23 protein-coding genes are annotated in these 23,942 nt (G+C 64.1%); 10 read left to right on the top strand and 13 right to left on the bottom strand.

The annotated features are described in order from the left end of the window. The first annotated feature begins 70 nt into the window (after positions 1 to 70). From CAF78_RS21285 to CAF78_RS21265, 5 genes are all read left to right on the top strand, one after another. Entirely contained in the window at positions 71 to 1,231 is a 1,161-nt protein-coding gene (locus CAF78_RS21285) for a D-alanyl-D-alanine carboxypeptidase family protein (RefSeq protein WP_085677136.1), read from the top strand. A gap of 73 nt (positions 1,232 to 1,304) precedes the next feature. Beyond that, positions 1,305 to 1,580, top strand: coding sequence for a DUF493 domain-containing protein (locus CAF78_RS21280; RefSeq protein ID WP_009685832.1), 276 nt, complete (start codon positions 1,305 to 1,307; stop codon positions 1,578 to 1,580). Continuing rightward, positions 1,580 to 2,227 (top strand): lipoyl(octanoyl) transferase LipB, encoded by a 648-nt coding sequence (lipB, locus tag CAF78_RS21275; RefSeq protein ID WP_085677137.1) that lies wholly within the window; start codon positions 1,580 to 1,582, stop codon positions 2,225 to 2,227. Before CAF78_RS21280 ends, lipB begins: the two co-directional genes overlap by 1 nt. A 2-nt stretch (positions 2,228 to 2,229) precedes the next feature. Further along, positions 2,230 to 3,246 carry a lipoyl synthase gene (gene lipA / locus CAF78_RS21270; RefSeq protein ID WP_060509515.1) on the top strand — a complete coding sequence of 339 codons (1,017 nt, stop codon included), beginning with the start codon at positions 2,230 to 2,232 and terminating at the stop codon, positions 3,244 to 3,246. 83 nt (positions 3,247 to 3,329) lie between these two features. Next, positions 3,330 to 4,268 (top strand): LD-carboxypeptidase, encoded by a 939-nt coding sequence (locus CAF78_RS21265; protein ID WP_085677138.1) that lies wholly within the window; start codon positions 3,330 to 3,332, stop codon positions 4,266 to 4,268. Between the two features lie 33 nt (positions 4,269 to 4,301). Here CAF78_RS21265 and CAF78_RS21260 read toward each other — a convergent pair whose 3' ends face one another. The 5 genes from CAF78_RS21260 to leuS form a co-directional block, all read right to left on the bottom strand. Further along, positions 4,302 to 5,618 (bottom strand): lytic murein transglycosylase, encoded by a 1,317-nt coding sequence (locus CAF78_RS21260; RefSeq protein ID WP_085677139.1) that lies wholly within the window; start codon positions 5,616 to 5,618, stop codon positions 4,302 to 4,304. Positions 5,619 to 5,678: 60 nt separating this feature from the next. Continuing rightward, positions 5,679 to 5,843: an alternative ribosome rescue factor ArfA gene (gene arfA / locus CAF78_RS21255; RefSeq protein ID WP_027917766.1), complete on the bottom strand. Its 165-nt coding sequence runs from the start codon at positions 5,841 to 5,843 to the stop codon at positions 5,679 to 5,681. Between the two features lie 146 nt (positions 5,844 to 5,989). Further along, positions 5,990 to 7,027, bottom strand: a complete 1,038-nt coding sequence (gene holA / locus CAF78_RS21250) for a DNA polymerase III subunit delta (RefSeq protein WP_085677140.1) — start codon at positions 7,025 to 7,027, stop codon at positions 5,990 to 5,992. Between the two features lie 36 nt (positions 7,028 to 7,063). Then, the gene (gene lptE, locus CAF78_RS21245) at positions 7,064 to 7,669 is read right to left on the bottom strand and encodes an LPS assembly lipoprotein LptE (RefSeq protein ID WP_085677141.1); all 606 of its coding nucleotides are present in this window, start codon (positions 7,667 to 7,669) and stop codon (positions 7,064 to 7,066) included. Positions 7,670 to 7,730: 61 nt separating this feature from the next. Next, positions 7,731 to 10,337: a leucine--tRNA ligase gene (gene leuS, locus CAF78_RS21240; protein WP_085677142.1), complete on the bottom strand. Its 2,607-nt coding sequence runs from the start codon at positions 10,335 to 10,337 to the stop codon at positions 7,731 to 7,733. Positions 10,338 to 10,566: 229 nt separating this feature from the next. Here leuS and CAF78_RS21235 point away from each other — a divergent pair, with 229 nt between their 5' ends. Together CAF78_RS21235 and CAF78_RS21230 are read left to right on the top strand one after the other, a co-directional pair. Further along, the gene (locus CAF78_RS21235; protein WP_085677143.1) at positions 10,567 to 10,881 is read left to right on the top strand and encodes a hypothetical protein; all 315 of its coding nucleotides are present in this window, start codon (positions 10,567 to 10,569) and stop codon (positions 10,879 to 10,881) included. Positions 10,882 to 11,011: 130 nt separating this feature from the next. Beyond that, the gene (locus tag CAF78_RS21230; RefSeq protein WP_085677144.1) at positions 11,012 to 11,773 is read left to right on the top strand and encodes a YdcF family protein; all 762 of its coding nucleotides are present in this window, start codon (positions 11,012 to 11,014) and stop codon (positions 11,771 to 11,773) included. Between the two features lie 126 nt (positions 11,774 to 11,899). Here the strand turns inward: CAF78_RS21230 and lnt are convergent, their stop codons facing one another. Genes lnt through CAF78_RS21210 form a run of 4 tightly spaced genes read right to left on the bottom strand, consistent with a single transcriptional unit; the run spans position 11,900 to position 15,755 of the window. Then, entirely contained in the window at positions 11,900 to 13,417 is a 1,518-nt protein-coding gene (lnt, locus tag CAF78_RS21225) for an apolipoprotein N-acyltransferase (protein WP_085677145.1), read from the bottom strand. Between the two features lie 8 nt (positions 13,418 to 13,425). Beyond that, positions 13,426 to 14,265: an HlyC/CorC family transporter gene (locus tag CAF78_RS21220; RefSeq protein WP_085677146.1), complete on the bottom strand. Its 840-nt coding sequence runs from the start codon at positions 14,263 to 14,265 to the stop codon at positions 13,426 to 13,428. 25 nt (positions 14,266 to 14,290) lie between these two features. Continuing rightward, entirely contained in the window at positions 14,291 to 14,764 is a 474-nt protein-coding gene (ybeY, locus tag CAF78_RS21215) for an rRNA maturation RNase YbeY (RefSeq protein ID WP_085677147.1), read from the bottom strand. Beyond that, positions 14,757 to 15,755 (bottom strand): PhoH family protein, encoded by a 999-nt coding sequence (locus CAF78_RS21210; RefSeq protein WP_085677148.1) that lies wholly within the window; start codon positions 15,753 to 15,755, stop codon positions 14,757 to 14,759. Before CAF78_RS21210 ends, ybeY begins: the two co-directional genes overlap by 8 nt. Positions 15,756 to 16,005: 250 nt before the next feature. Here CAF78_RS21210 and CAF78_RS21205 point away from each other — a divergent pair, with 250 nt between their 5' ends. Then, complete coding sequence (locus CAF78_RS21205) at positions 16,006 to 16,332, top strand: DUF1820 family protein (RefSeq protein WP_085677149.1); 327 nt, start codon at positions 16,006 to 16,008, stop codon at positions 16,330 to 16,332. Between the two features lie 3 nt (positions 16,333 to 16,335). Here the strand turns inward: CAF78_RS21205 and CAF78_RS21200 are convergent, their stop codons facing one another. From CAF78_RS21200 to CAF78_RS21185, 4 genes are all read right to left on the bottom strand, one after another. Then, a complete protein-coding gene (locus CAF78_RS21200; protein ID WP_085677150.1) occupies positions 16,336 to 16,881 on the bottom strand; it encodes a tetratricopeptide repeat protein in 546 nt (181 codons plus the stop codon). A gap of 199 nt (positions 16,882 to 17,080) precedes the next feature. After that, on the bottom strand, positions 17,081 to 18,364 hold the full coding sequence (hemL, locus tag CAF78_RS21195; protein WP_085677151.1) for a glutamate-1-semialdehyde 2,1-aminomutase: 1,284 nt from the start codon (positions 18,362 to 18,364) through the stop codon (positions 17,081 to 17,083). A gap of 17 nt (positions 18,365 to 18,381) precedes the next feature. Then, positions 18,382 to 19,005 carry a thiamine phosphate synthase gene (gene thiE / locus CAF78_RS21190; protein WP_085677152.1) on the bottom strand — a complete coding sequence of 208 codons (624 nt, stop codon included), beginning with the start codon at positions 19,003 to 19,005 and terminating at the stop codon, positions 18,382 to 18,384. 13 nt (positions 19,006 to 19,018) lie between these two features. Further along, on the bottom strand, positions 19,019 to 19,816 hold the full coding sequence (locus CAF78_RS21185) for a hydroxymethylpyrimidine/phosphomethylpyrimidine kinase (protein ID WP_085677153.1): 798 nt from the start codon (positions 19,814 to 19,816) through the stop codon (positions 19,019 to 19,021). Between the two features lie 265 nt (positions 19,817 to 20,081). Between CAF78_RS21185 and CAF78_RS21180 the strand changes: the two genes are divergently transcribed. Both CAF78_RS21180 and CAF78_RS21175 read left to right on the top strand, forming a co-directional pair. Next, a complete protein-coding gene (locus tag CAF78_RS21180; protein ID WP_085677154.1) occupies positions 20,082 to 22,073 on the top strand; it encodes a hybrid sensor histidine kinase/response regulator in 1,992 nt (663 codons plus the stop codon). Positions 22,074 to 22,224: 151 nt separating this feature from the next. Then, the gene (locus CAF78_RS21175) at positions 22,225 to 23,877 is read left to right on the top strand and encodes an acyl-CoA dehydrogenase family protein (RefSeq protein WP_085677155.1); all 1,653 of its coding nucleotides are present in this window, start codon (positions 22,225 to 22,227) and stop codon (positions 23,875 to 23,877) included. Positions 23,878 to 23,942 lie beyond the last annotated feature (65 nt).

Below are 23,942 nucleotides of genomic sequence, written 5' to 3'. Positions count from 1 at the left end.
AGACTGACTGGCGCTGGGCACACGATGTGGCCCAGGGAACATCAGACCATTAGCGATTTTCGAGAGACGGATGAACATCACCAACCTTGCCAAACGACTTTGCCTGCCCGTACTGCTGATGCTCACGCCTGCTGCCTTCGCAGCCGAGCAGATGATGCCTGCACCACCGCAGCTGGCCGCCAAGTCCTACGTACTCATGGACGCGTCCAGCGGCAACGTGCTGGTCGAGAACAACGGTGACGAGCGCCTGCCGCCAGCCAGCCTGACCAAGCTGATGACCGCCTACATCGCCACCGTCGACATCCGTCGTGGCCAGATCGGCGAGAACGACCCGGTCACCGTCAGCGAAAACGCCTGGCGTACCGGTGGTTCGCGCATGTTCATCAAGGTCGGCAGCCAGGTCACCGTCAGCGACCTGCTGCACGGCATCATCATCCAGTCGGGCAACGATGCCTCGGTCGCCCTGTCCGAGCACATCGCCGGCAGCGAAGACGCCTTCGCCGACATGATGAACAAGACGGCTTCTGAACTGGGCATGTCCAACAGCCACTTCATGAACCCGACCGGCCTGCCGAACCCGGAGCACTACTCCTCGGCCCACGACATGGCCTTGCTGGCCCGCGCGATCATCAACATCGACCCGGCCCACTACGCCATCTACTCGCAGAAAGAGTTCTTCTGGAACAACATCAAGCAGCCGAACCGCAACCTGCTGCTGTGGCGTGACAAGACCGTCGACGGTCTGAAGACCGGCCACACCGAAGAGGCCGGCTACTGCATGGTGGCTTCGGCCGTACGTGACGGTCAGCGCCTGATCGCCGTGGTGTTCGGCACCAACAGCGAGCAAGCCCGCGCCGCCGAGACCCAGAAGCTGCTGACCTACGGTTTCCGCTTCTTCGAAACCCAGACCTTCTACCAGAAGGGCACCGAGCTGACCCAGGCGCCGGTCTGGAAGGGCGCTACCAGCCAAGTCAAGGCTGGCCTGGCCGACGACCTGACCATGACTATGCCTAAAGGCCAGCTTAAACGTCTGGTGGCTTCGATGACCATGAACCCGCAGCTCACCGCACCGATCGCCAAAGGTGACGTGATCGGCAAAGTGGAAGTCAAACTGGACGAGAACGTGGTTCACAGCGCCGACCTGATCGCCCTCGATGGCGTCGAGGAGGGTGGTTTCTTCCGCCGTATGTGGGATAGCATCCGTCTATTCTTCTACGGGTTGTTCAACTGATACGTGACCTGCAAGCCCCCGCGCATCCTGCGGGGGCGTTGTTGTTGCCACGGCTTACGAGGCCGTTTCCGCCATGAGCGAACCTGACGTCAAGTCGCACAAGATCGAATTCCCCTGCGCCGATTACCCCATCAAGGTAATCGGCGATACCGTTGTCGGCTTCAAGGACACGGTGATCGAGATCCTCAGCAAGCATGCCAAGGTCGACCTTTCCACGCTGGCCGAGCGCCAGAGCAAGGAAGGCAAGTACACCACCGTGCAGCTGCATATCGTCGCCGAAAGCGAAAACCAGCTGCATGACATCAACAGTGCCCTGCGTGCCACCGGCATCGTGAAAATGGTGCTCTGATGTCGCGTGGTCTCGGTATTCGCGAGCTTGGCCTGCAGCCCTATGAACCGGTGCTGGAGGCCATGCGTCGCTTCACCGAGCAGCGTAGCCCGGACAGCCAGGACGAAATCTGGCTGGTCGAGCACCCTGCGGTCTTCACCCAGGGCCAGGCCGGCAAGGCCGAGCACCTGCTGGTACCGGGCGACATTCCGGTGGTGCAGACCGACCGCGGCGGCCAGGTGACCTACCATGGCCCCGGGCAGCTGGTGGCTTACCTGCTGCTGGACGTGCGCCGCCTGGGCTTTGGCGTGCGCGAGCTGGTCAGCCGCATCGAGCAGACCCTGATCGACCTGCTCGCCAGCTATGGCGTCAGCGCCGTGGCCAAGCCCGATGCGCCGGGTGTCTATGTCGACGGAGCGAAAATCGCCTCCCTCGGCCTGCGAATCCGCAACGGCCGTTCCTTCCACGGCCTTGCGCTGAACGTGGACATGGACCTAGCGCCATTCCGCCGAATCAACCCCTGTGGGTATGCGGGGCTGGCCATGACCCAGCTGCGCGACCTGGCAGGCCCGATCGAACTCGACGAGGTCAGGACAAGGCTGCGCGGACAGCTGGTCAAGCACCTCGACTATGCTGAGCAGACGACCCTCACGGGCGGAATCGACTGAATATGACAACTGTGCAAGAAGCCGTGCCGAACCTGATACCTACCCAGGATGCCACCGCGCGCCCCGCGCCAAAGAAAGTGGAAGCCGGGGTAAAACTGCGTGGCGCTGAAAAGGTCGCGCGTATCCCGGTGAAGATCATCCCCACCGACGAACTGCCGAAAAAGCCTGACTGGATCCGCGTGCGCATTCCGGTATCGCCGGAAGTCGACCGCATCAAGCAGCTGCTGCGCAAGCACAAGCTGCACAGTGTGTGCGAAGAGGCGTCCTGCCCGAACCTGGGCGAATGCTTCTCCGGTGGCACCGCGACCTTCATGATCATGGGCGACATCTGCACCCGTCGTTGCCCGTTCTGCGACGTCGGCCACGGTCGGCCGAAGCCGCTGGACCTGGACGAGCCGAAGAACCTGGCCGTGGCCATCGCCGACCTGCGCCTGAAGTACGTGGTGATCACCTCGGTGGACCGCGATGACCTGCGCGACGGGGGTGCCCAGCACTTCGCCGACTGCATTCGCGAAATCCGTGCATTGTCGCCGGGCGTGCAGCTGGAAACCCTGGTGCCGGACTACCGTGGCCGCATGGACGTTGCCCTGGAGATCACCGCGCAAACGCCGCCGGACGTGTTCAACCACAACCTGGAAACCGTACCGCGCCTGTACAAGGCCGCACGTCCGGGTTCGGACTACGACTGGTCGCTGGACCTGCTGCAGAAGTTCAAGCAGATGGTCCCGCACGTGCCGACCAAATCGGGCCTGATGCTCGGCCTGGGCGAGACCGACGAGGAAGTGATCGAGGTGATGCACCGCATGCGCGAGCACGACATCGACATGCTGACCCTCGGCCAGTACCTGCAGCCGTCGCGCAGCCACTTGCCGGTGCAGCGTTTCGTCCACCCGGACACCTTCGCCTGGTTCGCTGAAGAAGGCTACAAGATGGGCTTCAAGAACGTCGCTTCCGGCCCGTTGGTGCGTTCCTCGTACCACGCCGACCAGCAGGCGCACGAGGCCAAGATCAAGCTCTGATGCGGGCCCCTGCTGAACATGCCGATGCACGCTGAGAGGCGGCATCGGCATTTTTGTTTTTGCTGTCTGGAAAAGGAGCTGCGATGAATTGCGCTGAAACCCTGGAATCCCGTTTGCCCCGAGCGCTGGCGGCCAATGCCTGCTTCGCCATCGTTGCACCGGCCGGCCCGGCTCGTCTGGACGCGCAAAAAGCTGCCCAGTGGTTCGCCGAGCGTGGCTACCGCTGCCGGATCTACCCGGGTGTTGACCAGGCCGAAGGTTACCTGGCCGGTAGCGATGAGCAGCGCCTGCAGGACTTGCATGCGGCCTTCGCCGACCCGGAGATCGACGCGATCCTGTGCATGCGCGGTGGCTACGGCAGCATGCGCCTGCTCGATCGGCTGGACTTCGAGCTCATCCGTCGCAACCCCAAGCCGCTGATTGGCTACAGCGATATCACCGCGCTGCACACGGCCATCTACCAGCGTACCGGGCTGATGACCTTCCACGGCGCGATGCTCAATGCCGACCTGCTCGGCGCCAAGCTGCAACCGACCGAGTCGTCGCTGCTGGCGCAGTTGTCCGGGTTGTTGGGGGAGGGTGATCAGATCGTCCACCCGGCGGCGTTTGCCTTGACCTGCGTGGTGCCCGGCGTTGCCAGCGGCCGCCTGCTGGGGGGCAACCTGTCGATGCTGGGGGCGACGTTGGGGACGGTGGCGGAAATCGATACCCGGGGCTGCGTGCTGTTCATCGAGGACGTCAACGAGCCGTTGTACCGGGTGGACAGGTTGCTGACCCAGTTGCGTCTGGCAGGCAAGCTGGAAGGCATCAACGGCGTGCTGGTAGGGGATTTTGCCGGGATTACTGTGGCGGCCTTAACGCCGCTGTTGGAAGAGAGCTTCGGGCCGCTGGGTGTGCCAGTGCTGGCCGGGTGGCGCAGTGGGCATTGTGACCCGAATATATGCTTGCCCCTGGGGTCCTTGGTGAGGCTGGACAGTGAGCTGCAGACACTGGTGTTGGGTCAGGACTTGTTCAAGGCTTGAGATCGCCGGGGCCGCAAAGCGGCCCCTGGTGCATTAGCGCTGACGCAGGCTGTCGAGCAGCTTGTGGGTGGGGTAGCCATCCGCCGGCCACCCCAGCTGCTGCTGGGCATTCCGAATCGCCTTGCGGGTATTGGCCCCGATGATGCCATCCGGATTCCCCGCCTCATGCCCCTTGGCATTCAGCAGGTTCTGCAACTCCATCCGCTCGCTGCGACTCAGCGGCAGGTCTTCCTTCGGCCAGCTGCCGCTGATGAAGCCCCAGCCCGAGAAGCGATCACCCAGCAGGCTCACCGCCAGCGCATAGGACGACGAGTTGTTGTACTTGAGGATTGCGCGGAAGTTGTCCAGCACCAGGAATGCCGGCCCACGGGCACCGGCCGGCAACAGCAGGGCTGCCGACAGCTGGTTGCTGCCGGCTGGCAGCTGGGTGCCTGCCGGTAGCTTCACGCCCATCTGCAGCCACTCGTAAACCGGTTTGCGCAGCGACCCGTCGGCTTGCCAATAGTCGAAGCCTGCAGGCACTTGCACCTCGAAGCCCCAAGGCTGGCCATGCTTCCAGCCAGAGCTCTGCAGGTAATGGGCAGTCGATGCCAAGGCGTCGGGCGTACTGTTCCAGATATCCCGGCGGCCATCACCGTCGAAATCCACCGCATGGGTGTTGTAGGTGGTCGGGATGAACTGGGTCTGGCCCATGGCACCGGCCCAGGATCCCCGCATCGCCTCAGGCTGGATATCGCCATGCTGGATGATCTGCAGGGCGGCGATCAGCTGGTCCTGGGCGAACTGCGGGCGGCGCCCTTCGTAGGCCAGGGTCGCCAGCGAGCGGATCACGGACTTGCTGCCCTGAAACTGGCCGAAGTTGCTCTCCATGCCCCACACCGCGACCAGCGCCTGGCGGTCGACGCCATAGCGTTGCTCGATGCGGGTCAGCAGTTCGGCGTTCTGCTCCAGAAGCTTCTTGCCGTTGCGCACACGCAAAGGCGAAAGCGCCCCGTCGAGGTATTCCCAGACCGGGCGGGTGAATTCCGGCTGGCTGCGGTCGGCCTTGATCACGTCCATGTCTGGGGTAACGCCGAGGAAGGCACGGTCGAAGGTGCTCGGCGCAATGCCGGCCTGGAGTGCCTGCTGGCGGAAGTTCGCCTGCCATTCGGCAAAGGTCTGCAGCGGCTGGATTTCGGTGCTGACGTCAGGCGTGGCGCTGGGCAGGCTCACTGCCGGCGCAGGCTGGGCGGGCGCCAGCGGCAGGGCGTCGGCGGCGGTGGGCTTTTCCGCGCAGGCGACGAGCAGGATGAAGCTGGAGGCCGCAAGTAGCTGGCGGGAATTCCAACGGGGGAGAAGACTCAAGAGCATGCACAGATCCAGAATTGCAGGTCAGGTGCCGACCATACCATGCCTGCGCTTGCGATGCTTTCATGCGGCCAAAAAGTAAGAAGCCTCCCAATCTCTCGATTGGAAGGCTTCGCGGCGGTAGCTGCCTTTGCCCTTGTCTGGCCGCTCCTGGCGGCAGCGGAACAACGGCTGGGCGATGATCGACTTGGCCTTGTTCGGGCCGTGCTTTTTCGGCTTTTTGCTCATGGCGGGGTTCCCGGGTTGGATGAACTCGGGGCGGACTTTATGGCCTGGGCGAGCGGGGGGCCAATTGATTGTGTGTATTGACGTTGAGTGAGGCGCTGTGACACCCCTGTGGGAGCGCCGAACCGCCGCTCCCACAGTAGTCCCAACTATTCTGGAGGCAGCACCAGTCGCTGCCCGGCCATCAACAGCGACAGGCGCGACAAACCTGTCCAGGGCGAGCCCTCGGCCTGCCCCTTGATCTGTGCATCGATGCGTTGGGCATCCTGCAGCAATTGCGCCCAGCGCTGGGCCGAGAGCCGTTGCAGGGCTTTGCTGACCAGTGGTCGGCGCTTGTCCCACACCGGGGGCCGGGCCTGGCTGAAGGCCTTGTCCAGCGGCACACCCTGGGAAAACTGCTGGGCAAGGCCGGCCAACAGGCGCAGCTCGCGGGCCAGCGCCCATAGAATCACCGGCGGCTCCACACCCTCGCCGCGCAAGCCTTCTAGCATGCGCAGGGCATGCGCGGCTTCACCATTGAGAATGGCGTCAACCAGCCCGAAGACATCGAAGCGCGCACTGTCGGCAACCGCAGCCTGCACCGTCTCGACGGTGATCGGGTTGCCGTCTGCCAGCAGCTTGAGCTTTTCGATCTCCTGGGCCGCGGCCAGCAAGTTGCCTTCGACCCGCGCGGCGATCAGGTCGATGGCATCGCGTTGGGCCGATAGCCCGGCCTGGGACAGGCGCTGGTTGATCCACTGGGGTAACTGCTGGGCATCCACCGGCCAGATCTGGATGAACTGGCAGTGGGCGCCTTCGATCAGCGCCTTGCCCCACTTGGTCTTCTGCGCACTGCCATCGAGCTTGGGCAGGCTGATCAGCAGCAGGGTGTCTTCGGCGGGCCTGGCGCAGTACTCCATGAGCGCTGCCGCGCCCTTGTCACCGGGCTTGCCAGACGGCAAGCGCAGCTCCAGCAGGCGCCGCTGGGCGAACAGCGACAGGCTGGCACCCGCTTGCAGCAGGGTGCCCCAGTCGAAGTTGGCGTCGGCGCTGAACACCTGGCGCTCGTCGAAACCTTGCTGGCGCGCCGCGGTGCGGATGGCATCGGCGGCTTCCTGGCACAGCAGCGGGTCATCGCCACTGACCACGTAGACCGGGGCCAGGCTGCCTTGCAGGTGCTTGTTGAGTTGGGCGGGGGCGAGCTTCATGGGAACAGGTGGGGCACCGAAGTGCCCCGCTCGGGCTTAGTTGCCCGGGATTTCCAGAGGCGACTGCTGCGGCGTTTCCGCCTGCTGGCGGCGCGCGGCTTCCAGCGCTTCGGCTTCGGCCTTGGCACGTGCGTCGGCCTTGCGCTGCAACTCGTCGAGCTGCGAAGGGCTCAGCATCTGCAGGCGGGCGACCATCGACTGCACCAGGTCGCGGCGCATTTCTTCGCGCGCCCGCAGGGCTTCCTGATCGGAACCGGTGATATTGCCGCCGTCACGTACATAGACCTTGCGTACTTCAACCTTGTCGCTCAGCAGTTCGAGGTTGTTCAGGCCCAAAATGCTGTAATTGAGCGTGGTGGTGAGCTCGTACTCGGCTGTGGCATTGCCGGCGGCGTAGCTCGCCGAGCGAGAGTTTTCCTGCTCGTTGGTCAGCACCAGGCGATACGGGGCGCCGGTGTGCACGTTGACGCCACTGTTTTCAAGCACCTGACGCAGTTGCACCAGGGTCGGGCCGTAGGCGTTGCGCGCGCTGACGTCCATCTCCTTGACGCTCAGCTGGTTGGCGCCGGTGCCGCGCAGCTGGAAACCGCAGGCGCTGAGCAGGACAGCCAGGCCCATTACCAGCAGATTGCGTTTGATCATGTTGTTGCTCCCTTGTGGGCCGATACCGCCCAACCGCACGGAGTGCGGCCGGGCGTTGCCATCAGTTGGCGACGATGTTGACCAGTTTGCCCGGTACCACGATGACCTTGCGGATGGTCAGGCCATCGATGAAGCGCAGGACGTTCTCGTTGCTGCGGGCAGCGGCTTCGACTTCCTCACGGCTGGCGGCGGCAGGCATTTCCACTTGGCCACGCAGCTTGCCGTTGACCTGCACCACCAGGGTGATGCTGTCCTGCACCAGGGCGCTCTCGTCGACCGCTGGCCAGCCAGCGTCGATGACAGCCTGGTCGTGGCCCAGCTGCTTCCACAATTCGTGGGAGATGTGCGGCGTGATTGGCGCCAGCAACAGGGTCACGGCTTCCAGGCCTTCGTGCAGCAAGGCACGGTCCTGTTCGGTAGCCTGTGGGGCCTTTTCCAGCACGTTCATAACGGTCATCACCTGGGCGATGGCGGTGTTGAACTTGTGGAACTGGCCCACGTCGGTGCTGGCCTGTTTGATCGCAGCGTGGATGGCGCGGCGGATGACCTTTTGCGCGTCGTCCAGGGCGGCGACATCCAGCTTGCCCGGCAGGCCCTGGGCGACATGGGCCTGGGCCAGGCGCCAGACGCGGCGCAGGAAGCGGCTTGCACCTTCGACGCCAGAGTCGGACCACTCCAGGCTCGCGTCAGGTGGCGAGGCGAACATCATGAACAGGCGGCAGGTGTCGGCGCCGTACTGGTCGATCATCGACTGCGGGTCGACGCCGTTGTTCTTCGACTTCGACATCTTCTCGGTGCCGCCGATTTCCACCGGCAGGCCGTCGGTCTTCAGGCGTGCGCCAATGATCTTGGCCTTGGCATCGCGCTCGATTTCGACGTCGGCCGGGTTGAACCAGTCCTTGCCGCCGTTGCTGGCCACTCGGTAGTAGGTCTCGGCGACCACCATGCCCTGGGTCAGCAGGTTCTTGAACGGCTCGTTGGAGGTGACCAGGCCCTCGTCACGCATCAGCTTGTGGAAGAAGCGCGCGTACAGCAGGTGCAGGATCGCGTGCTCGATACCGCCGATGTACTGGTCCACCGGCAGCCAGTGGTTGGCCGCTTTCGGGTCGACCATGCCACCTTCGTAGTTCGGCGAAGCGTAGCGGGCGAAGTACCAGGACGACTCGACGAAGGTGTCCATGGTGTCGGTTTCGCGTTTGGCCGCAGTGCCGCATTTCGGGCACGTGCACTCATAGAACTCGGGCATGCGCGCCAGCGGCGAACCGGCGCCGTCCGGCACCACGTTTTCCGGCAGGGTGACTGGCAGCTGGTCTTCCGGCACTGGCACGTCGCCGCACGACGGGCAGTGGATGATCGGGATCGGGCAGCCCCAGTAACGCTGGCGGCTGATGCCCCAGTCGCGCAGGCGGAACTGGGTGCGCGATTTGCCCAGCTCCTTGCGGATCAGGGCCGCTTCGATGGCGTCGAAGGCCCCGGCGAAGTCCAGGCCGTCGAACTCGGCGGAGTTGATCAGCTGGCCATGCTCGCCATAGGCGGCCAGCCACTCGCTGCCGACGTCATCGCCCGCGCTGGTGCGCACCACGGCCTTGACCGGCAGGTTGTACTTGTGGGCGAACTCGAAGTCGCGCTCGTCGTGGGCCGGCACGGCCATCACGGCGCCATCGCCGTAGTGCATCAGCACGTAGTTGGCGACCCACACTGGCAGCTTCTCGCCGGTCAGCGGGTGCTCGACGAACAGGGAAGTGGGCATGCCCTTCTTCTCCTGGGTGGCCATGTCGGCCTCGGCGACGCTGCCGCTCTTGCATTCGTCGATGAACGCCTGCAGCGCCGGGTTGCCCTGGGCGGCCTGGGTGGCCAGCGGGTGCTCGGCGGCAACGGCGACGTAGGTGGCGCCCATCAGGGTGTCCGGACGGGTGGTGAAGACCTTCAGGGTCCCTTCGTGGCCGATGCTGGCCTGGTCGAACGGGAACTGCACTTCCATGCCGCGCGACTTGCCGATCCAGTTGCGCTGCATGGTCTTGACCTGCTCAGGCCAGCCCGGCAGTTCGTCGAGGCTCTCCAGCAGCTCGTCGGCGTAGTCGGTGATGCGGAAGTAGTACATCGGGATTTCGCGCTTCTCGATCAGCGCGCCCGAACGCCAGCCGCGGCCGTCGATGACCTGCTCGTTGGCCAGCACGGTCTGGTCGGCCGGGTCCCAGTTCACGGTCCCGTTCTTGCGGTAGATGATGCCTTTCTCGAACAGGCGGGTGAACAGCCACTGTTCCCAGCGGTAGTAGTCCGGCTTGCAGGTAGTGACTTCACGTGCCCAGTCGATGGCCAGGCCCAGGCTCTTGAGCTGGGTCTTCATGTAGTCGATGTTTTCGTACGTCCACTTGGCCGGGGCGACGTTGTTCTTCATCGCCGCGTTTTCCGCAGGCATGCCGAAGGCGTCCCAGCCCATCGGCTGCAGGACATTCTTGCCCAGCATGCGCTGGTAGCGGGCAATCACGTCACCGATGGTGTAGTTGCGCACGTGGCCCATGTGTAGCTTGCCGCTCGGGTACGGGAACATCGACAGGCAGTAGTACGTGTCCTTGCCTGGCTGTTCGGTAACAGCGAACGATTGTTGCTCGTCCCAGAAGTTCTGGGCGGCGGCTTCGATATCACGGGGCGTGTATTGTTCGTGCATGGCTACTTTTTGCTGAGAGAGAAGAGACCTTGTTCCAGGCAGCGGAACCTCGCTGCGTCCGGCACTCCGGTGTCGTTTTAGAGTGAACGCCGTAGCATACAGCAGCGCCGCGTATCGTGGGAAACCTTGATTGCGAATGCCCGCTGGTCGCGGCATCCGGCTGCTTTTTGCAGCAACGCTAAGCTCAGGTGTGGGGGGAGATAATCTTTATCTTCAATGAGGTGAACGGATGGGAGAGACGCAGCTACCCGCAATCAAACCGGAGCTTTACGAACGCCTGATCGACCGCCTTGGCCTGGCACTGGAAGTCGCCAGAACCTCGGTGAGATTACGCGACGAGATGCCAGCCGAGCTGGAGTTGCGTGGCTTGAGCCATGCAGAGTTCGAAGTGATCAAGGCTTACCTGGAGTCCCTCCCGGAACGCCGCAATGCCTGCGCCGGTACTTTCCCGCAAGCGGAACCGGCAACGGCCAAGATTATCTGGCTCAAGGACAAGAAACGCCCCGCCAACTCGGCGAGATCCAGGACGCTGCCGCATCGCTAGCCGTTCAGGACGCCAGGCGCTGGCTCAGCGCGCCGGTTCTACAACACACTTCCCACGATCGGCGCCGGTCCAGACTTGTTGACTGGCGTCGATCTTTTATAGGCTGCACGCCTTCCATGGAGGTGTGTCGATGCCGATCCGTTTTTTCATCAAGCAATGGTTGATGCCGCCTGGCGTCCTGTTTCTGCTGCTGCTCGCGGCGTGGTGGTTGCGCAGTCGCCGGCCACGGCTGGCGGCGCTGTGCTTTGCCATGGGGCTGGGAGGCTTGTGGTTGATGAGCTTGCCGCTGGTGGTGCAGCAGTCTGCCCGCCTGCTGGAGACCGAGCCGCCGTTACCGACAGGCGCCTGGGCGGGCCTTGCGGGCAGGGCGGATGCCATCGTCGTGCTCGGCGCCGGGCGCGAGCGCGGCGACCCGGCCTGGGGCGGTGATGACCAACCCGCGGCAACGGCCCTTGAGCGCATGCGTTTTGCTGCGCGACTGGCGAAAGCCTCGGGCTTGCCCGTGCTGACCAGCGGCGGCTTGCATTACGGCACGCCTCCGAGCGAAGCGCAGTTGATGGCGGACCGCCTGCATGAGGATTTCGCCGTCGAGGTGAAATGGAAGGAAGAGGCCAGCCGCACCACCTGGGAGAACGCCCAGTTGAGCGCCAAGGTGTTGCAGCCACTGGGCGTACGGCGGGTGGTGGTGGTGACCCAGGCATGGCACATGCAGCGTTCGCGCTGGAGCTTCGAGCGGGCCGGGTTCGAGGTGGTGCCGGCGCCGGTAGGGTTCCTCGGGCGCGATCATGCACGGCCGTTCGGTGGGTTGCTGCCGGAGAGCCGCGCCATGTGGCAGAGCGGGCAGTTGCTCAATGAGGCGGTGGGGTTGGTGGGGTATCGGCTGTTCTATTGAGCCTTGTATCGCTTGTGCTGGCCTCTTCGCGGGCAAGCCCGCTCCCACAGGATCCCCACTGTCGTTGAGGCTAGTGGAACTCCTGTGGGAGCGGGCTTGCCCGCGAAGAGGCCGGTGCAGGCTGAATCAGACTGTCTTGGCGATTCGCCCTGCCAGCAGCGCCCAGCCGAGCAACAGCACACATAGAATCGCCAGCGGCCACGACCGCCACTGCAGGTAAGGTGTCAGTTGCTGCATCGGCACCACTTCGCCATACAGCACCGCCCGCTGGAATTGCGGCACTTCGGCGGTGATCTTGCCAAACGGGTCGATCAGCGCGGTCACGCCGTTGTTGGTGGCACGGATCATCCAGCGGCCGGCCTCCAGTGCACGCATCTGTGCCATCTGCAGGTGCTGCAGCGGGCCGATCGAAGTGCCGAACCAGGTGTCGTTGCTGATCGTCAGCAGCAGGTCGCTGCGTGCCGCCAGGCTCGCCGCGAACTCGGGGTAGACCACTTCGTAGCAGATGAACGGTGCAACCTGGTAGCCCTTGGCCTGCAGCAGCGGCTGGTCGGCGGGGCCGCGGGCAAAGTCAGACATCGGCAGGTTGAAGAACTCGATCGCACCGCGAAGCATGTCCTGCAAGGGCACATACTCACCGAACGGCACCAGTTTCTGCTTGAGGTAGGTGCCGTCGCCTTCGCCGGTCACGGTGACGCCGTTGTAGTAGCGGCGCTGGTGATGCACTACTTCACGTACCGGTACGCCGGTGATCAGCGCCGAATGCCGGTCGGCAGCAAAGCGGCCCATCACATCGATGTAGCCCTGGGCCTGGTCCTTGAGCACCGGCACGGCGGTTTCCGGCCACACCAGCAGGTCTACCGGCTTCGAACTGAAACTCATGTCGCGGTACAGCGCCAGCTGCGCATCGATGTGCGCCGGGTCCCATTTCAGGTCTTGCTCGACATTGCCCTGCAGGGCCGCAACCTTGAGCGGGTCACCGGCTGGCTTGGTCCAGGCGTGGCCCTTGAGGGCCATGCCGGTCACCCACGGTGCCACCAGCAGCACAGCGCCGATGGCCAGGAACGACGGGCGCTCACGCAAGCGGTGCAGGTTGCACAGCAGCGCGGCGCTCAGCGCCAGGGTGAAGGAGATCAGCCACACACCGCCCAGTGGTGCCAGGCCGGCGAGCGGGCCATCCAGCTGGCTGTAACCGGCATACAGCCAGGGGAAGCCGGTGAGGAACCAGCCACGGAAGGCTTCCTGCAGCAGCCACAGGGCGGCAAAGCACAAGGCGTCGGCGAGGGGCGCCTCATTGCGCCTGAACCAACGCGCCCACAGCCAGGTGGGCAGGGCGAAGAACCAGGCAAGGGCGGCGAAGAACGCCAGCAGCAAGACGATCGCCAACAATGGCGAGGCGCCGCCATAGGTGTTCATGCTGACGTAGATCCACCAGGTGCCAGCACCGTAGAGGCCGAAGCCGAACCACCAGCCACGCCACATGGCCTGGCGCGGGCTGAGCTCGCGCAGGCCAAGGTAGAGCAGGGCGATGGACAGCAGGGCCAGCGGCCAGATGTCGAACGGTGCCAGGGCCAGGAGGGTCGATGCGCCGGCCGCCAGGGCCAGCAGGTTACCGGGCCAGCCGGGGCGGGTGATCCAACGCATGTTTGTCCTTAGCGGCTGATCGGGGTCAGGCGCAGCAAGTGTATCCGCCGGCTGTCGGCGTTGAGAATACGGAACTTGTAGGCGCCGATCTCGGTGGTCTCGTTGCGCTTGGGCAGGTGGCCGAAGGCACTCATCACCAGGCCGCCGACGGTGTCGAACTCGTCATCCGAGAACTCGCTGTCGAAGAACTCGTTGAAGTTGTCGATCGGGGTCAGCGCCTTGACCAGGAAGTCGCCACTGGGCAGCGGCTTGATGTAGCTGTCTTCCTCGACGTCATGCTCGTCCTCGATGTCGCCGACGATCTGCTCCAGCACGTCCTCGATGGTCACCAGGCCCGCCACGCCGCCGTATTCGTCGATGACGACGGCCATGTGGTTGTGGTTGGCGCGGAACTCGCGCAGCAGCACGTTCAGGCGCTTGGACTCCGGCACGAAGGTGGCCGGGCGCAGCAGGTCCTTGATGTTGAAGCTGTCGCCGTTCTCCTTGAGGATCAGCGGCAGCAGGTCCTTGGCCAGCAGGATCCCGAGCACATCGTCATGGCTTTCGCCGATCACCGGGTAGCGCGAGTGGGCGGCGTCGATGACCGCCGGGAGGAACTCGCGTGGCGATTGCGTCGCCTTGATGCTGATCATCTGCGAACGCGGGACCATGATGTCGCGTACCTGTAGGTCGGCCACCTGGATGGCACCTTCGACGATGGTCAGCGCTTCGCTGTCGAGCAGCTTGTTCTGATGGGCTTCGCGCAGCAGCTCGAGGAGCTCCTGGCGGTTTTTCGGCTCATGGGCAAAAGCCTGGGTCAGTTTACCCAGCCAGGACTTCTGCCCGTTGCTCGATCGATCTTCGCTCATGGCGGTTCTCGTGATCCTTCGTGTATCAGTGTGTGAGAGGTTCGTTTTCATCGTCGGCGTACGGGTCGGGGTGACCCAGTTCTGCCAGCAATTCCCGTTCCAGTGCTTCCATCTCCTCGGCCTCATCGTCTTCGATGTGGTCGTAGCCGAGCAGGTGCAGGCAGCCATGGATGACCAGGTGTGCCCAGTGCGCTTCCAGCGACTTGCCCTGTTCGGCCGCCTCGCGCTCGACCACCGGCACGCAGATCACCAGGTCGCCCAGCAGCGGGATATCGAGCAGGTCATCGGGCACGTCGGCCGGGAACGACAACACATTGGTCGCGTAGTCCTTGTGCCGGTAGGTGTGGTTGAGTTCGCGGCCTTCGGCATCGTCGACCAGACGGATGGTCATCTCCGAGTCGGCCGTGCGCTGGCGCAAGGCAAGTTCGCACCAGCGGCGGAAGGCGGTGTCATCCGGGGCGGCAGCATCCGTGGCCCGTTGCAGGTCAAGTTCAAGCATCTTTGCCGGGCGCCTCGGGCTTGGCCTGGCGGGCATCGAAGCGGTCATAGGCCTCGACGATACGCTGCACCAGTGGGTGACGAACCACATCTTTGGGTTGGAAGTGGGTGAAACTGATCCCCGGTACGTCCCTTAGTACCTCAATCACATGGGCCAGGCCCGACTTGGTGCCACGTGGCAGGTCGACCTGGGTGATGTCGCCGGTGATCACCGCAGTCGAGCCGAAGCCGATACGGGTGAGGAACATCTTCATCTGCTCGAGCGTGGTGTTCTGGCTCTCGTCGAGGATGATGAAGCTGTTGTTCAGGGTGCGGCCGCGCATGTAGGCCAGCGGGGCGATCTCGATCACCTGGCGCTCGATCAGCTTGGCCACGTGCTCGAAGCCGAGCATTTCGTACAGCGCGTCGTACAGCGGACGCAGGTACGGGTCGATCTTCTGGGCCAGGTCGCCAGGCAGGAAACCGAGCTTTTCGCCCGCCTCGACTGCCGGGCGTACCAGCAGGATGCGGCGCACCTGCTCGCGCTCCAAGGCGTCGACGGCGCAGGCCACGGCCAGGTAGGTCTTGCCGGTACCGGCCGGGCCGATGCCGAAGTTGATGTCGTTGGCCAGGATTTCCTTGACGTAGCGCTGCTGGTTGACGCCGCGCGGGCGGATATTGCCCTTGCGCGTGCGCAGCGAGACGCTGACTTCATTGACTGCCGGGTTGTCGATGTTCTCCACCGTCGACTCCTGCAGGTACAGGTGCACGGTTTCCGGCGACAGGTCTGTGGCCTTGGCCTCGCGGTAAAGGCGGCGCAGCAGTTGCTCGGCAGCGGACGTGGTCTTGGGTTCGCCGATCAGCTCGAATTGATTGCCGCGGTTGCGGATTTCAATGGCCAGGCGTTGTTCGATCAGGCGCAGGTGCTCGTCGAACTGGCCGCACAAGTTGGCGAAACGGTGGGCCTCGAAAGGTTCGAGGATGAAACGATGGGGTTGTATGGGTGCGTTCAAGGTCGTTTTTAGCCGCTCGACGGCGATGGATGTGAACTCAAGAATAACCCTTGAAGGGCAGTGGCGAAAGCACTGAAACGTTCAACGGTATGTACTGCCTGTTCCGGCCCCTTCGCGGGCAAGCCCGCTGCCACAGGTTATCCGCAGCCCTCAGGGGGGGCGAAGTACCTGTGGCAGCGGGCTTGCCCGCGAAGGGGCCGGAACAGGTATCATGCGCGCCTTTTCTTACGCATGTGTTATCCCGCCGAACATGAGCAAACGCGAACCCGCCATCTATAAAGTGATCTTCCTCAACCAGGGGCAGGTCTTCGAGATGTATGCCAAGCAGATCTACCAGAGCGACCTGTGGGGTTTTCTGGAAATCGAGGAGTTCGTTTTCGGCGAGCGCACCCAGGTGGTGGTCGACCCGAGCGAAGAGAAGCTCAAGAATCAGTTCGAAGGGGTGATCCGCAGCTTCGTGCCGATGCATTCGATCGTGCGTATCGATGAGGTGGAGCGCCTGGGAACGGCCAAGATCAGCGAGGCCAGGGCCAGCGGCAACGTGATGCCGTTCCCCATGCCGATGCCGGAGAAGTAAGGCTCAGGGGAGTGGCGAGAACGGCGTGCGCCCTTCGGCGTTCTGCAGTTCCAGCAGGTATTTGCGGAAGATCTGGCCGAGCACCTGGGTGGCGTGCTCCAGCTCGTCGCGGGGCATCTGCTCGGTCACTTCGTCGGCCATGTCCAGCGCATCTTCGGCGCCGTTCACTGCGGCCATCTTCAGCAGGATATAGGCCTGCACGTTGTTGGCCTTGACCCCTTCGCCATGGAAGAACATGGCGCCAAGGCGGTACTGGGCTTCGGCGTGGCCTTGCAGCGAGGCCTTTTCGAACCAGTCCAGGGCCTTTTTGAGGTTTTTCGGCGAGAGCGTGTAGTAGTACTCGCCCAGCTCGAACTGTGCCTGGGCGTCCCCGGTCGCCGCTGTTTCCTCGCAGGCTTTCAGCGCGTTCTGCAGGTCTTCTGGCTGAACATTGAGCGTGCAGCGCCCCGTTGCCGGAATCAGCAACGAGTTACCGCCCTCCGCCAAGGCCAGCAGGGGCTGAAGAAGCAACAGGCAGCCCAGGGTCAGGGCGCGGCCGGTGCGGTTCATGGGGATCGACTTACCTCTGCAAAGCTGCGGCCAATGTCTCTGGTGGCACATTATGGGATAAGCAGCGCCAACCTTACAAAGTTTTACGCGAAATTCTGTCCGGGTGGAGAAGATAACTGATTGTGCAGAAGGATTTATTGCCTGTACCGGCCTCTTCGCGGGCAAGCCCGCTCCCACAGAGGCCGGTGCAGGCGGCCAATCACTTCAGTGCGGCGAAGGCCTTTTCAGCCGCATCCAGGGTAATCTGCAGCTCTTTTTCACCATGGACGATCGACGTGAAGCCTGCCTCGAACGCACTCGGCGCCAGGTACACGCCGCCGTCGAGCATCAGGTGGAAGAAGCGCTTGAAGCGCTCGGCGTCGCTGGCCATCACGTCGTCGAAGGTGACGATGTCGTCGGCGCCACTGAAATACAGGCCGAACATGGCGCCCGCCTGGGTGGTGACGAACGGCACGCCAGCAGCATCGGCGCGCTGCTGCAGGCCATCAAGCATGCGGCTGGTGAAGGCGGTCAGTTCGTCATGGAAGCCAGGGCGGCTGATCAGCTTCAGGGTGGTCAGGCCAGCGGCCATGGCCAGCGGGTTGCCCGACAGCGTACCGGCCTGGTAGACCGGGCCCAGCGGGGCAATGCAGCCCATGATTTCGCGCTTGCCACCGAAGCAGCCCACCGGCATGCCACCGCCGACGATCTTGCCGAAGGTCGACAGGTCCGGCTTGATCCCGTAATGACCCTGGGCGCCGCCGAGCGAAACGCGGAAACCGGTCATCACTTCGTCGAAGATCAGCACCACGCCGTGCTTGTCGCACTGCTCGCGCAGGCCTTCGAGGAAGCCAGGCGCCGGTGGCACGCAGTTCATGTTGCCGGCCACCGGCTCGACGATGATGCAGGCCACGGTCTGGCCGACTTCGGCCAGGGTCTTCTCGACCGCGGCGATGTCGTTGAACGGCAGGGTCAGGGTGTGCTTGGCGAAGTCCGCCGGTACGCCTGCCGAGCTCGGCACGCCCTGGGTCAGCAGGCCGGAGCCGGCCTTGACCAGCAAGCTGTCGGAGTGGCCGTGGTAGCAGCCTTCGAACTTGATGATGGCGTCGCGGCCGGTGTAGCCGCGGGCCAGGCGGATGGCGCTCATGGTCGCTTCGGTGCCGGAGCTGACCATGCGTACCATTTCCATCGACGGCACCAGCGAGCAGACCAGGTCGGCCATCTCGGTTTCCATCGCGGTCGGCGCGCCGTAGGACAGGCCGTGCTCCAGCTGGCGGCGTACCGCATCGAGCACGTCAGGGTGGCCGTGGCCGAGGATCATCGGGCCCCACGAGCCGACGTAGTCGACGTAGCGCTTGTCATCTTCGTCGACGACGTAGGCACCTTCTGCATGCTTGAAGAACAGCGGGGTGCCGCCGACGCTCTTGAAGGCGCGGACCGGCGAGTTGACGCCGCCGGGGATGTGCTTCTGGGCTTGGGCGAACAGGGCTTCGGAACGGGACATGGGATCTTCTCTCGAAATCAGGAAGCGAACAGGGCGTTGAAGGCGCGGGCGCGGCGGGTGACTTCCTGCGCGCTGTCGGCACCGAACAGGCCGTGGATCACCGCCAGCAGGTCGGCACCATGGGCGATCAGCGGGGCGGCGTTGTCGAGGGTGATGCCGCCGATTACGGCGATCGGCAGTTTCACCTGGGCACGGGCCTGCTCCAGCAGATCGACGTTGGCAGCCGGCGCACCGGGCTTGGTGACGGAATTGAAGAAGCGGCCGAAGGCTACATAACTGGCACCTTCGCTGGCCGCCTGGGCCGCCAGCTCGAGGCTGGCGTGGCAGGTGGAGCCGATGATTGCCTGGCGGCCGAGCAGCGCGCGCGCCGGCGTCAGCGGGCCGTCGGTCTGGCCCAGGTGCACGCCGACGCCCAGGCGCGCGGCCAGTTCGGCGTCGTCGTTGATGATCAGTCGGGTGCCATAGCGCTCGCAGAGCTTCATCAGCGCTTCGGCTTCGCGCAGGCGGCGGGCGGCGTCGTCGCTCTTGTCGCGGTACTGCAGCAGGCACACACCGCCTTCCAGCGCGGCTTCGACGTGGGACAGGAAACGGCCGGCGAGCAGCTGGCTGTCGGTGATTGCATACAGACCGCGTAGCTTCATTTAAAGCCTCGTATCAGGAGCAGAAATCCAGGGGCAGGCGGCGCGGGACGAACTGGCCCTTGCCCAGCTGCTCGGCGTCGCGCAGGGTGCGCCAGGTGTAATCCAGGGCGCTCTTCACCGCGCTTTGCAGTTGCTCGCCAAGGGCCAGCCGACCGGCCAGGGCGCTGGCCAGGGTGCAGCCCGAGCCGTGGTAGCTGCCCGGCAGGCGCTGGCAGGTCCAGGTGTGGCTCTGGCCGTCGCGGCTGTACAGGCGGTTATGGATTTCGTCTTCGTCACCGTGACCACCGGTAATCAGCAGGTGTCTACAGAACGGCAACAGTTTTTCGGCACATTCGTCGGCGGTGCCTTCAGGCAGTTCGGCCAGGATGCGTGCTTCTGGCAGGTTCGGCGTGGCGATGGTCGCCAGCGGCAGCAGGCGTTCGCGCAGGGCATAGCCGACTTCGTCCTTGCCCAGGCGGCCACCGCCACCGGCACGCAGCACCGGGTCGCAGACCAGCGGCAGGTGCGGGTGGGCACTGAGCAGTTCGGCGACGGTGTCGACCATGCCGATCGAGCCGAGCATGCCCAGCTTGACGGCGGCGACCGTGGAATCGGCCAGCACGGCGTTGGCCTGGGCCAGGACCCACTCGCGGTCGAGCACGCGGAAGTCGGAAACGTTGACGGTATCCTGCACGGTCAGGGCTGTCACGGTCGGTGCGGCGTGACAGCCTTGAGCGATCAGGGCTTCGATATCTGCCTGCAAGCCGGCGCCGCCACTTGGGTCGTGGCCGGAGAGACAGAGGACAACGGGGCGGGAGCTGTAGGTATTCATGGTCGGCGAGCTTACCACCAAACCTATTTGTGCGGATCGTCCTACAAACGAGATTTGCTGATCGAGCGGTCAGAATTTTGTGTGTTCCTGCTCTGAAAGTATTGATATAGAGCCTTTTCATCGAAAATTAGAGTGGCCCCTCGCCAGCGTTGAAAGCTATGCTAGAGTGCTCGGATAACTCGACAAACGGGCGCTGCCGGATTTCGTCGTCTCAAAAGGATTGGGGGCCATCGCGACGCGACCGGACAGGCCATGCTGGGGCTGTATGCGCTATTTGCTGATTGTGCTTCTGGGCTTGTTGCCCGTGCTGGCCGGAGCCGTCGAATTCGACGCGGCGACCCGGCACCTTCCATTGGGCAAGGTCATGCAGGTCTACGAGGACCGTGATGGCAGCGCCAGCATTGCCCAGGTCAGCGCGCCGATCTTCGCCAGCCGTTTCCGCACGCACCACCAGGACGTGCTGAACGCCGGGTACTCGACATCGGTGTTCTGGCTCAAGATCGACCTGCACTATGTGGCCACTGCCGATGCGCAGCCGCGGCAGTGGTTGCTGGAACTGGCTTACCCGCCCATGGACCATATCGAGCTGTACCTGCCGGGCAGCGATGGTGGTTTCCGCCTGGCCCAGCGTACCGGCGACGCCTTGCCCTACGACAGCCGCCAGATACGCCAGAACAACTACCTGTTCGAACTGCCGCTGCAACCCGGGCAATCGACCACCGCCTACCTGCGCCTGCACAGTGAGGGTTCGGTACAGGCGCCGCTGGCGTTGTGGTCCGCCGAAGCCTACATGGAAGACCAGCCGACCCGCCTCTATGTGCTGGGCATGATCTACGGTGTGCTGCTGGTGATGGCGGTGTACAACCTGTTCATCTACCTCAGCGTGCGCGACGTCAGTTACCTCTATTACATCCTCTACATTGCCTCGTTCGGTCTGTATCAGGTATCGGTGAACGGGGCGGGGGTCGCCTACTTCTGGCCGGACAGCCCGTGGTGGGCCAATGCCGCAACGCCACTGTTCATTGGCGCTGCGGGCCTGTTCGGGTGCCAGTTCGCGCGGCACTTCCTGCAGTTGGGCAAGATCAGCCTTGGCTTCGACCGGCTGCTGCAGCTGTTGATGGTCGCAGGCGTGCTGGTGATGGTGCTGTCGGTGAGCATGCGCTACGGCATCGCCTTGCGCATGGCCACGGTGCTGGCCCTGCTCTTTACCGTGTGCATCTTTGCCGCCGGGTTGTATGCCTGGGTGCGCGGCCTGCGCGTGGCACGCTGGTTCATCATCGCCTGGACGGCGTTTCTGCTCGGAGGGCTGGTCAATACCCTGATGGTACTGGGTTACCTGCCCAACCTGTTCATCACCATGTATTCCAGCCAGCTGGGGTCGGCACTGGAAGTGGCCTTGTTGTCGCTGGCCCTGGCCGACCGCATCAACAGCATGCGCGAACAGCAGGCACAGACGTTGCGTGACACCGGCCAGGCGTTGGAGCAGATGAACCAGCAGCTGGCCAGGAGCAATCACCTGAAGGACGAATTCCTCGCCACCGTCACCCACGAACTGCGCACACCGATGAACGGCGTGATCGGCTCGCTGGAACTGATGCACACACTGCCCATGAGTGCCGAGATGGCCCAGTACCACCGCACGGCGGTCGGTTCGGCCCAGGACATGATGGACATGGTTGACGACATTCTCACTTTGACCGAACTGCAGGCTGGCCGCATGCGCCCGCAGGCGCTGCCGTTCAGCCTGCGGCGCACGCTGCAGGACCTGCGCGCCGGCTATGCCGGAACGGCCCTGGGCAAGGGGTTGTACCTGAGCCTGGACATCCCCGCCGAGCTGCCGGACGAGTTGCTGGGCGATGCGCAGAAAATGGCCCGTTGCCTGGGCTGCCTGGTGGACAACGGCCTGAAGTTCACCCACCAGGGGGGGGTGATGGTGCAGGTCCGCGGTCGCCGCCTTGGCCCTGAGAGCCTGGCGTTGAGTTTCACCATCAGCGACAGCGGCATCGGTTTCGATGACCTGGACCAGGCGATTCTCTACCAGCGGTTCTTCCAGGTCGACGGCTCGATGACCCGGCGCTATGGCGGGCTGGGCATTGGTCTGTCGATCTGCCGGCAACTGGCCGAGTTGCTGGGCGGCAAGCTCTCACATGAGTCGACGCGGGGGTTGGGGAGCCGGTTCGAGCTGACCTTGAATGTGGCCATTGCCCAGGTGCAGATGCCGCCGGGCCGAGCCGTTTCGGGGGCTACGCGATTCTAGGCGCATGCCTTGAGCGGGTGGGCGCCGGTGGAGAGCCCTTGGTGGCCCTGACTCACCCCTGCCACATGTTTAGTCATTATTGTCACTTTGACTGACCCGCAGGGAGTGCTTCACTGGGCCTTTCAGGCATGCCCGGCTCCAGGAGCTCCCGATGAACCTGCACCAGTACGCTGAAACCCACGAAGTCACCAACCAACCGCCGTCACTCGACGGTGCCAACCTGTACCGCCTCGACCTGCCGTTGCAGGAGTGGTCGCGGCGCTTCGGGGCCGGTTGGGCCGAATCGCGGATCGACGCCTATGGTGCCCTGGCGGGCGGGCCGCTGATGGCCGCAGGCTTCCTGGCCAATGCGCACAAGCCGGAATTCAGCAGCCATGACCGCTACGGCCATCGCATCGACCTGGTCGAGTTCCACCCCGCCTATCACCAGCTGATGCGCACCGCCGTCGAGCACGGCCTGCCTTCATTGCCCTGGGCCGAACCCCGCCCCGGCGCCCATGTGGCGCGGGCGTCGATGACGTACCTGCATAGCCAGGCCGAGGCCGGTACCGGCTGCCCGCTGACCATGACCTTCGCTGCCGTGCCCGCGCTCAGGCTGCAGCCCGAACTGGCCGAATACTGGCTGCCGAAAATCCTTGCCTGCGAGTACGACCCGCGCAATGTCGGTGACCGGCACAAGGCCGGGGTGACCCTGGGCATGGCCATGACCGAGAAACAGGGCGGCACCGACGTGCGCGCCAACACCACCCGCGCATACCCGGTCGGCAGCCCCGGCCCGGGGCAGGCCTATGAGCTGGTCGGGCACAAGTGGTTCTGCTCGGCGCCAATGTGCGACGCCTTCCTTACCCTGGCCCAGACCGACAAGGGCCTGAGCTGCTTCCTGCTGCCGCGCCACCGGCCCGACGACAACCGCAACCAGTTCTATATCCAGCGCCTTAAGAACAAGCTGGGCAACAGCTCCAATGCCTCCAGCGAAGTCGAGTTTCGCGGTGCCTTGGCGTGGATGGTGGGCGAGGAGGGGCGTGGCGTGCCGACCATCATCGAAATGGTCGCCATGACCCGCTTCGACTGCATGGTCGGCTCCAGTGCGCTGATGCGCCAGGCATTGACCCAGGCGGCACACCACTGCGCCCATCGCAAGGTCGGTGGCCGTGTGCTGAACGAGCAACCGCTGATGCAGAACGTGCTGGCCGACCTGGCCCTGGAAAGCGAGGCCGCGCTGGCCCTCAGTTTGCGCATGGGGCAAGCTCTGGAGCAGCTCGACGACCCGCAGCAGGCGCACTTCGCGCGGTTGGTCACGGCGGTGGGCAAGTACTGGATCTGCAAGCGGGCGCCGGCCATGATCAACGAGGCCGCCGAGTGCCTGGGCGGCGCCGGTTATGTCGAAGACAGCATTCTGCCGCGGCTGTATCGCGAAGCGCCGGTGAACTCGACCTGGGAAGGTTCTGGAAACGTGCAGTGCCTGGACGTGCTACGTGCGTTGTCCAAGGAGCCTGGCGTGCTCGATGCACTGTTCGCCGAGCTGGGCGATGGGCATGGCGACCCGCGCCTGGCCGCGCATATCGGCAACCTCAAGGGGGCGTTTGCGGATACTAGCGATATCCAGTACCGGGCACGGCAGTTGACCGAGGACATTGCCTTGGCACTGCAGGCCAAGCTGCTGCTGGAGGCGGGGAATGCCGTGGTCAGCGACGCGTTCATCGATAGCCGCCTGGCCGGAGGCGGGCGAGTGTATGGCGCTTTGCCGCGTGGCGTTGATGTCGAGGCACTGGTGGCGCGGGCGACACCGGCCTGGCCGAGTTGAATGCTACGGCTGACCACCGGGGGTGTATTTAGCCACAAAGGCAGGCAAGATGGCTGACATGCATG

It is taken from the genome of Pseudomonas sp. R28(2017) (assembly GCF_002112505.1).
GTDB lineage: Bacteria > Pseudomonadota > Gammaproteobacteria > Pseudomonadales > Pseudomonadaceae > Aquipseudomonas.
The sequence above is the reverse complement of the archived record's forward strand: the minus strand, read 5'-3'. Positions and strand labels throughout refer to the sequence as shown.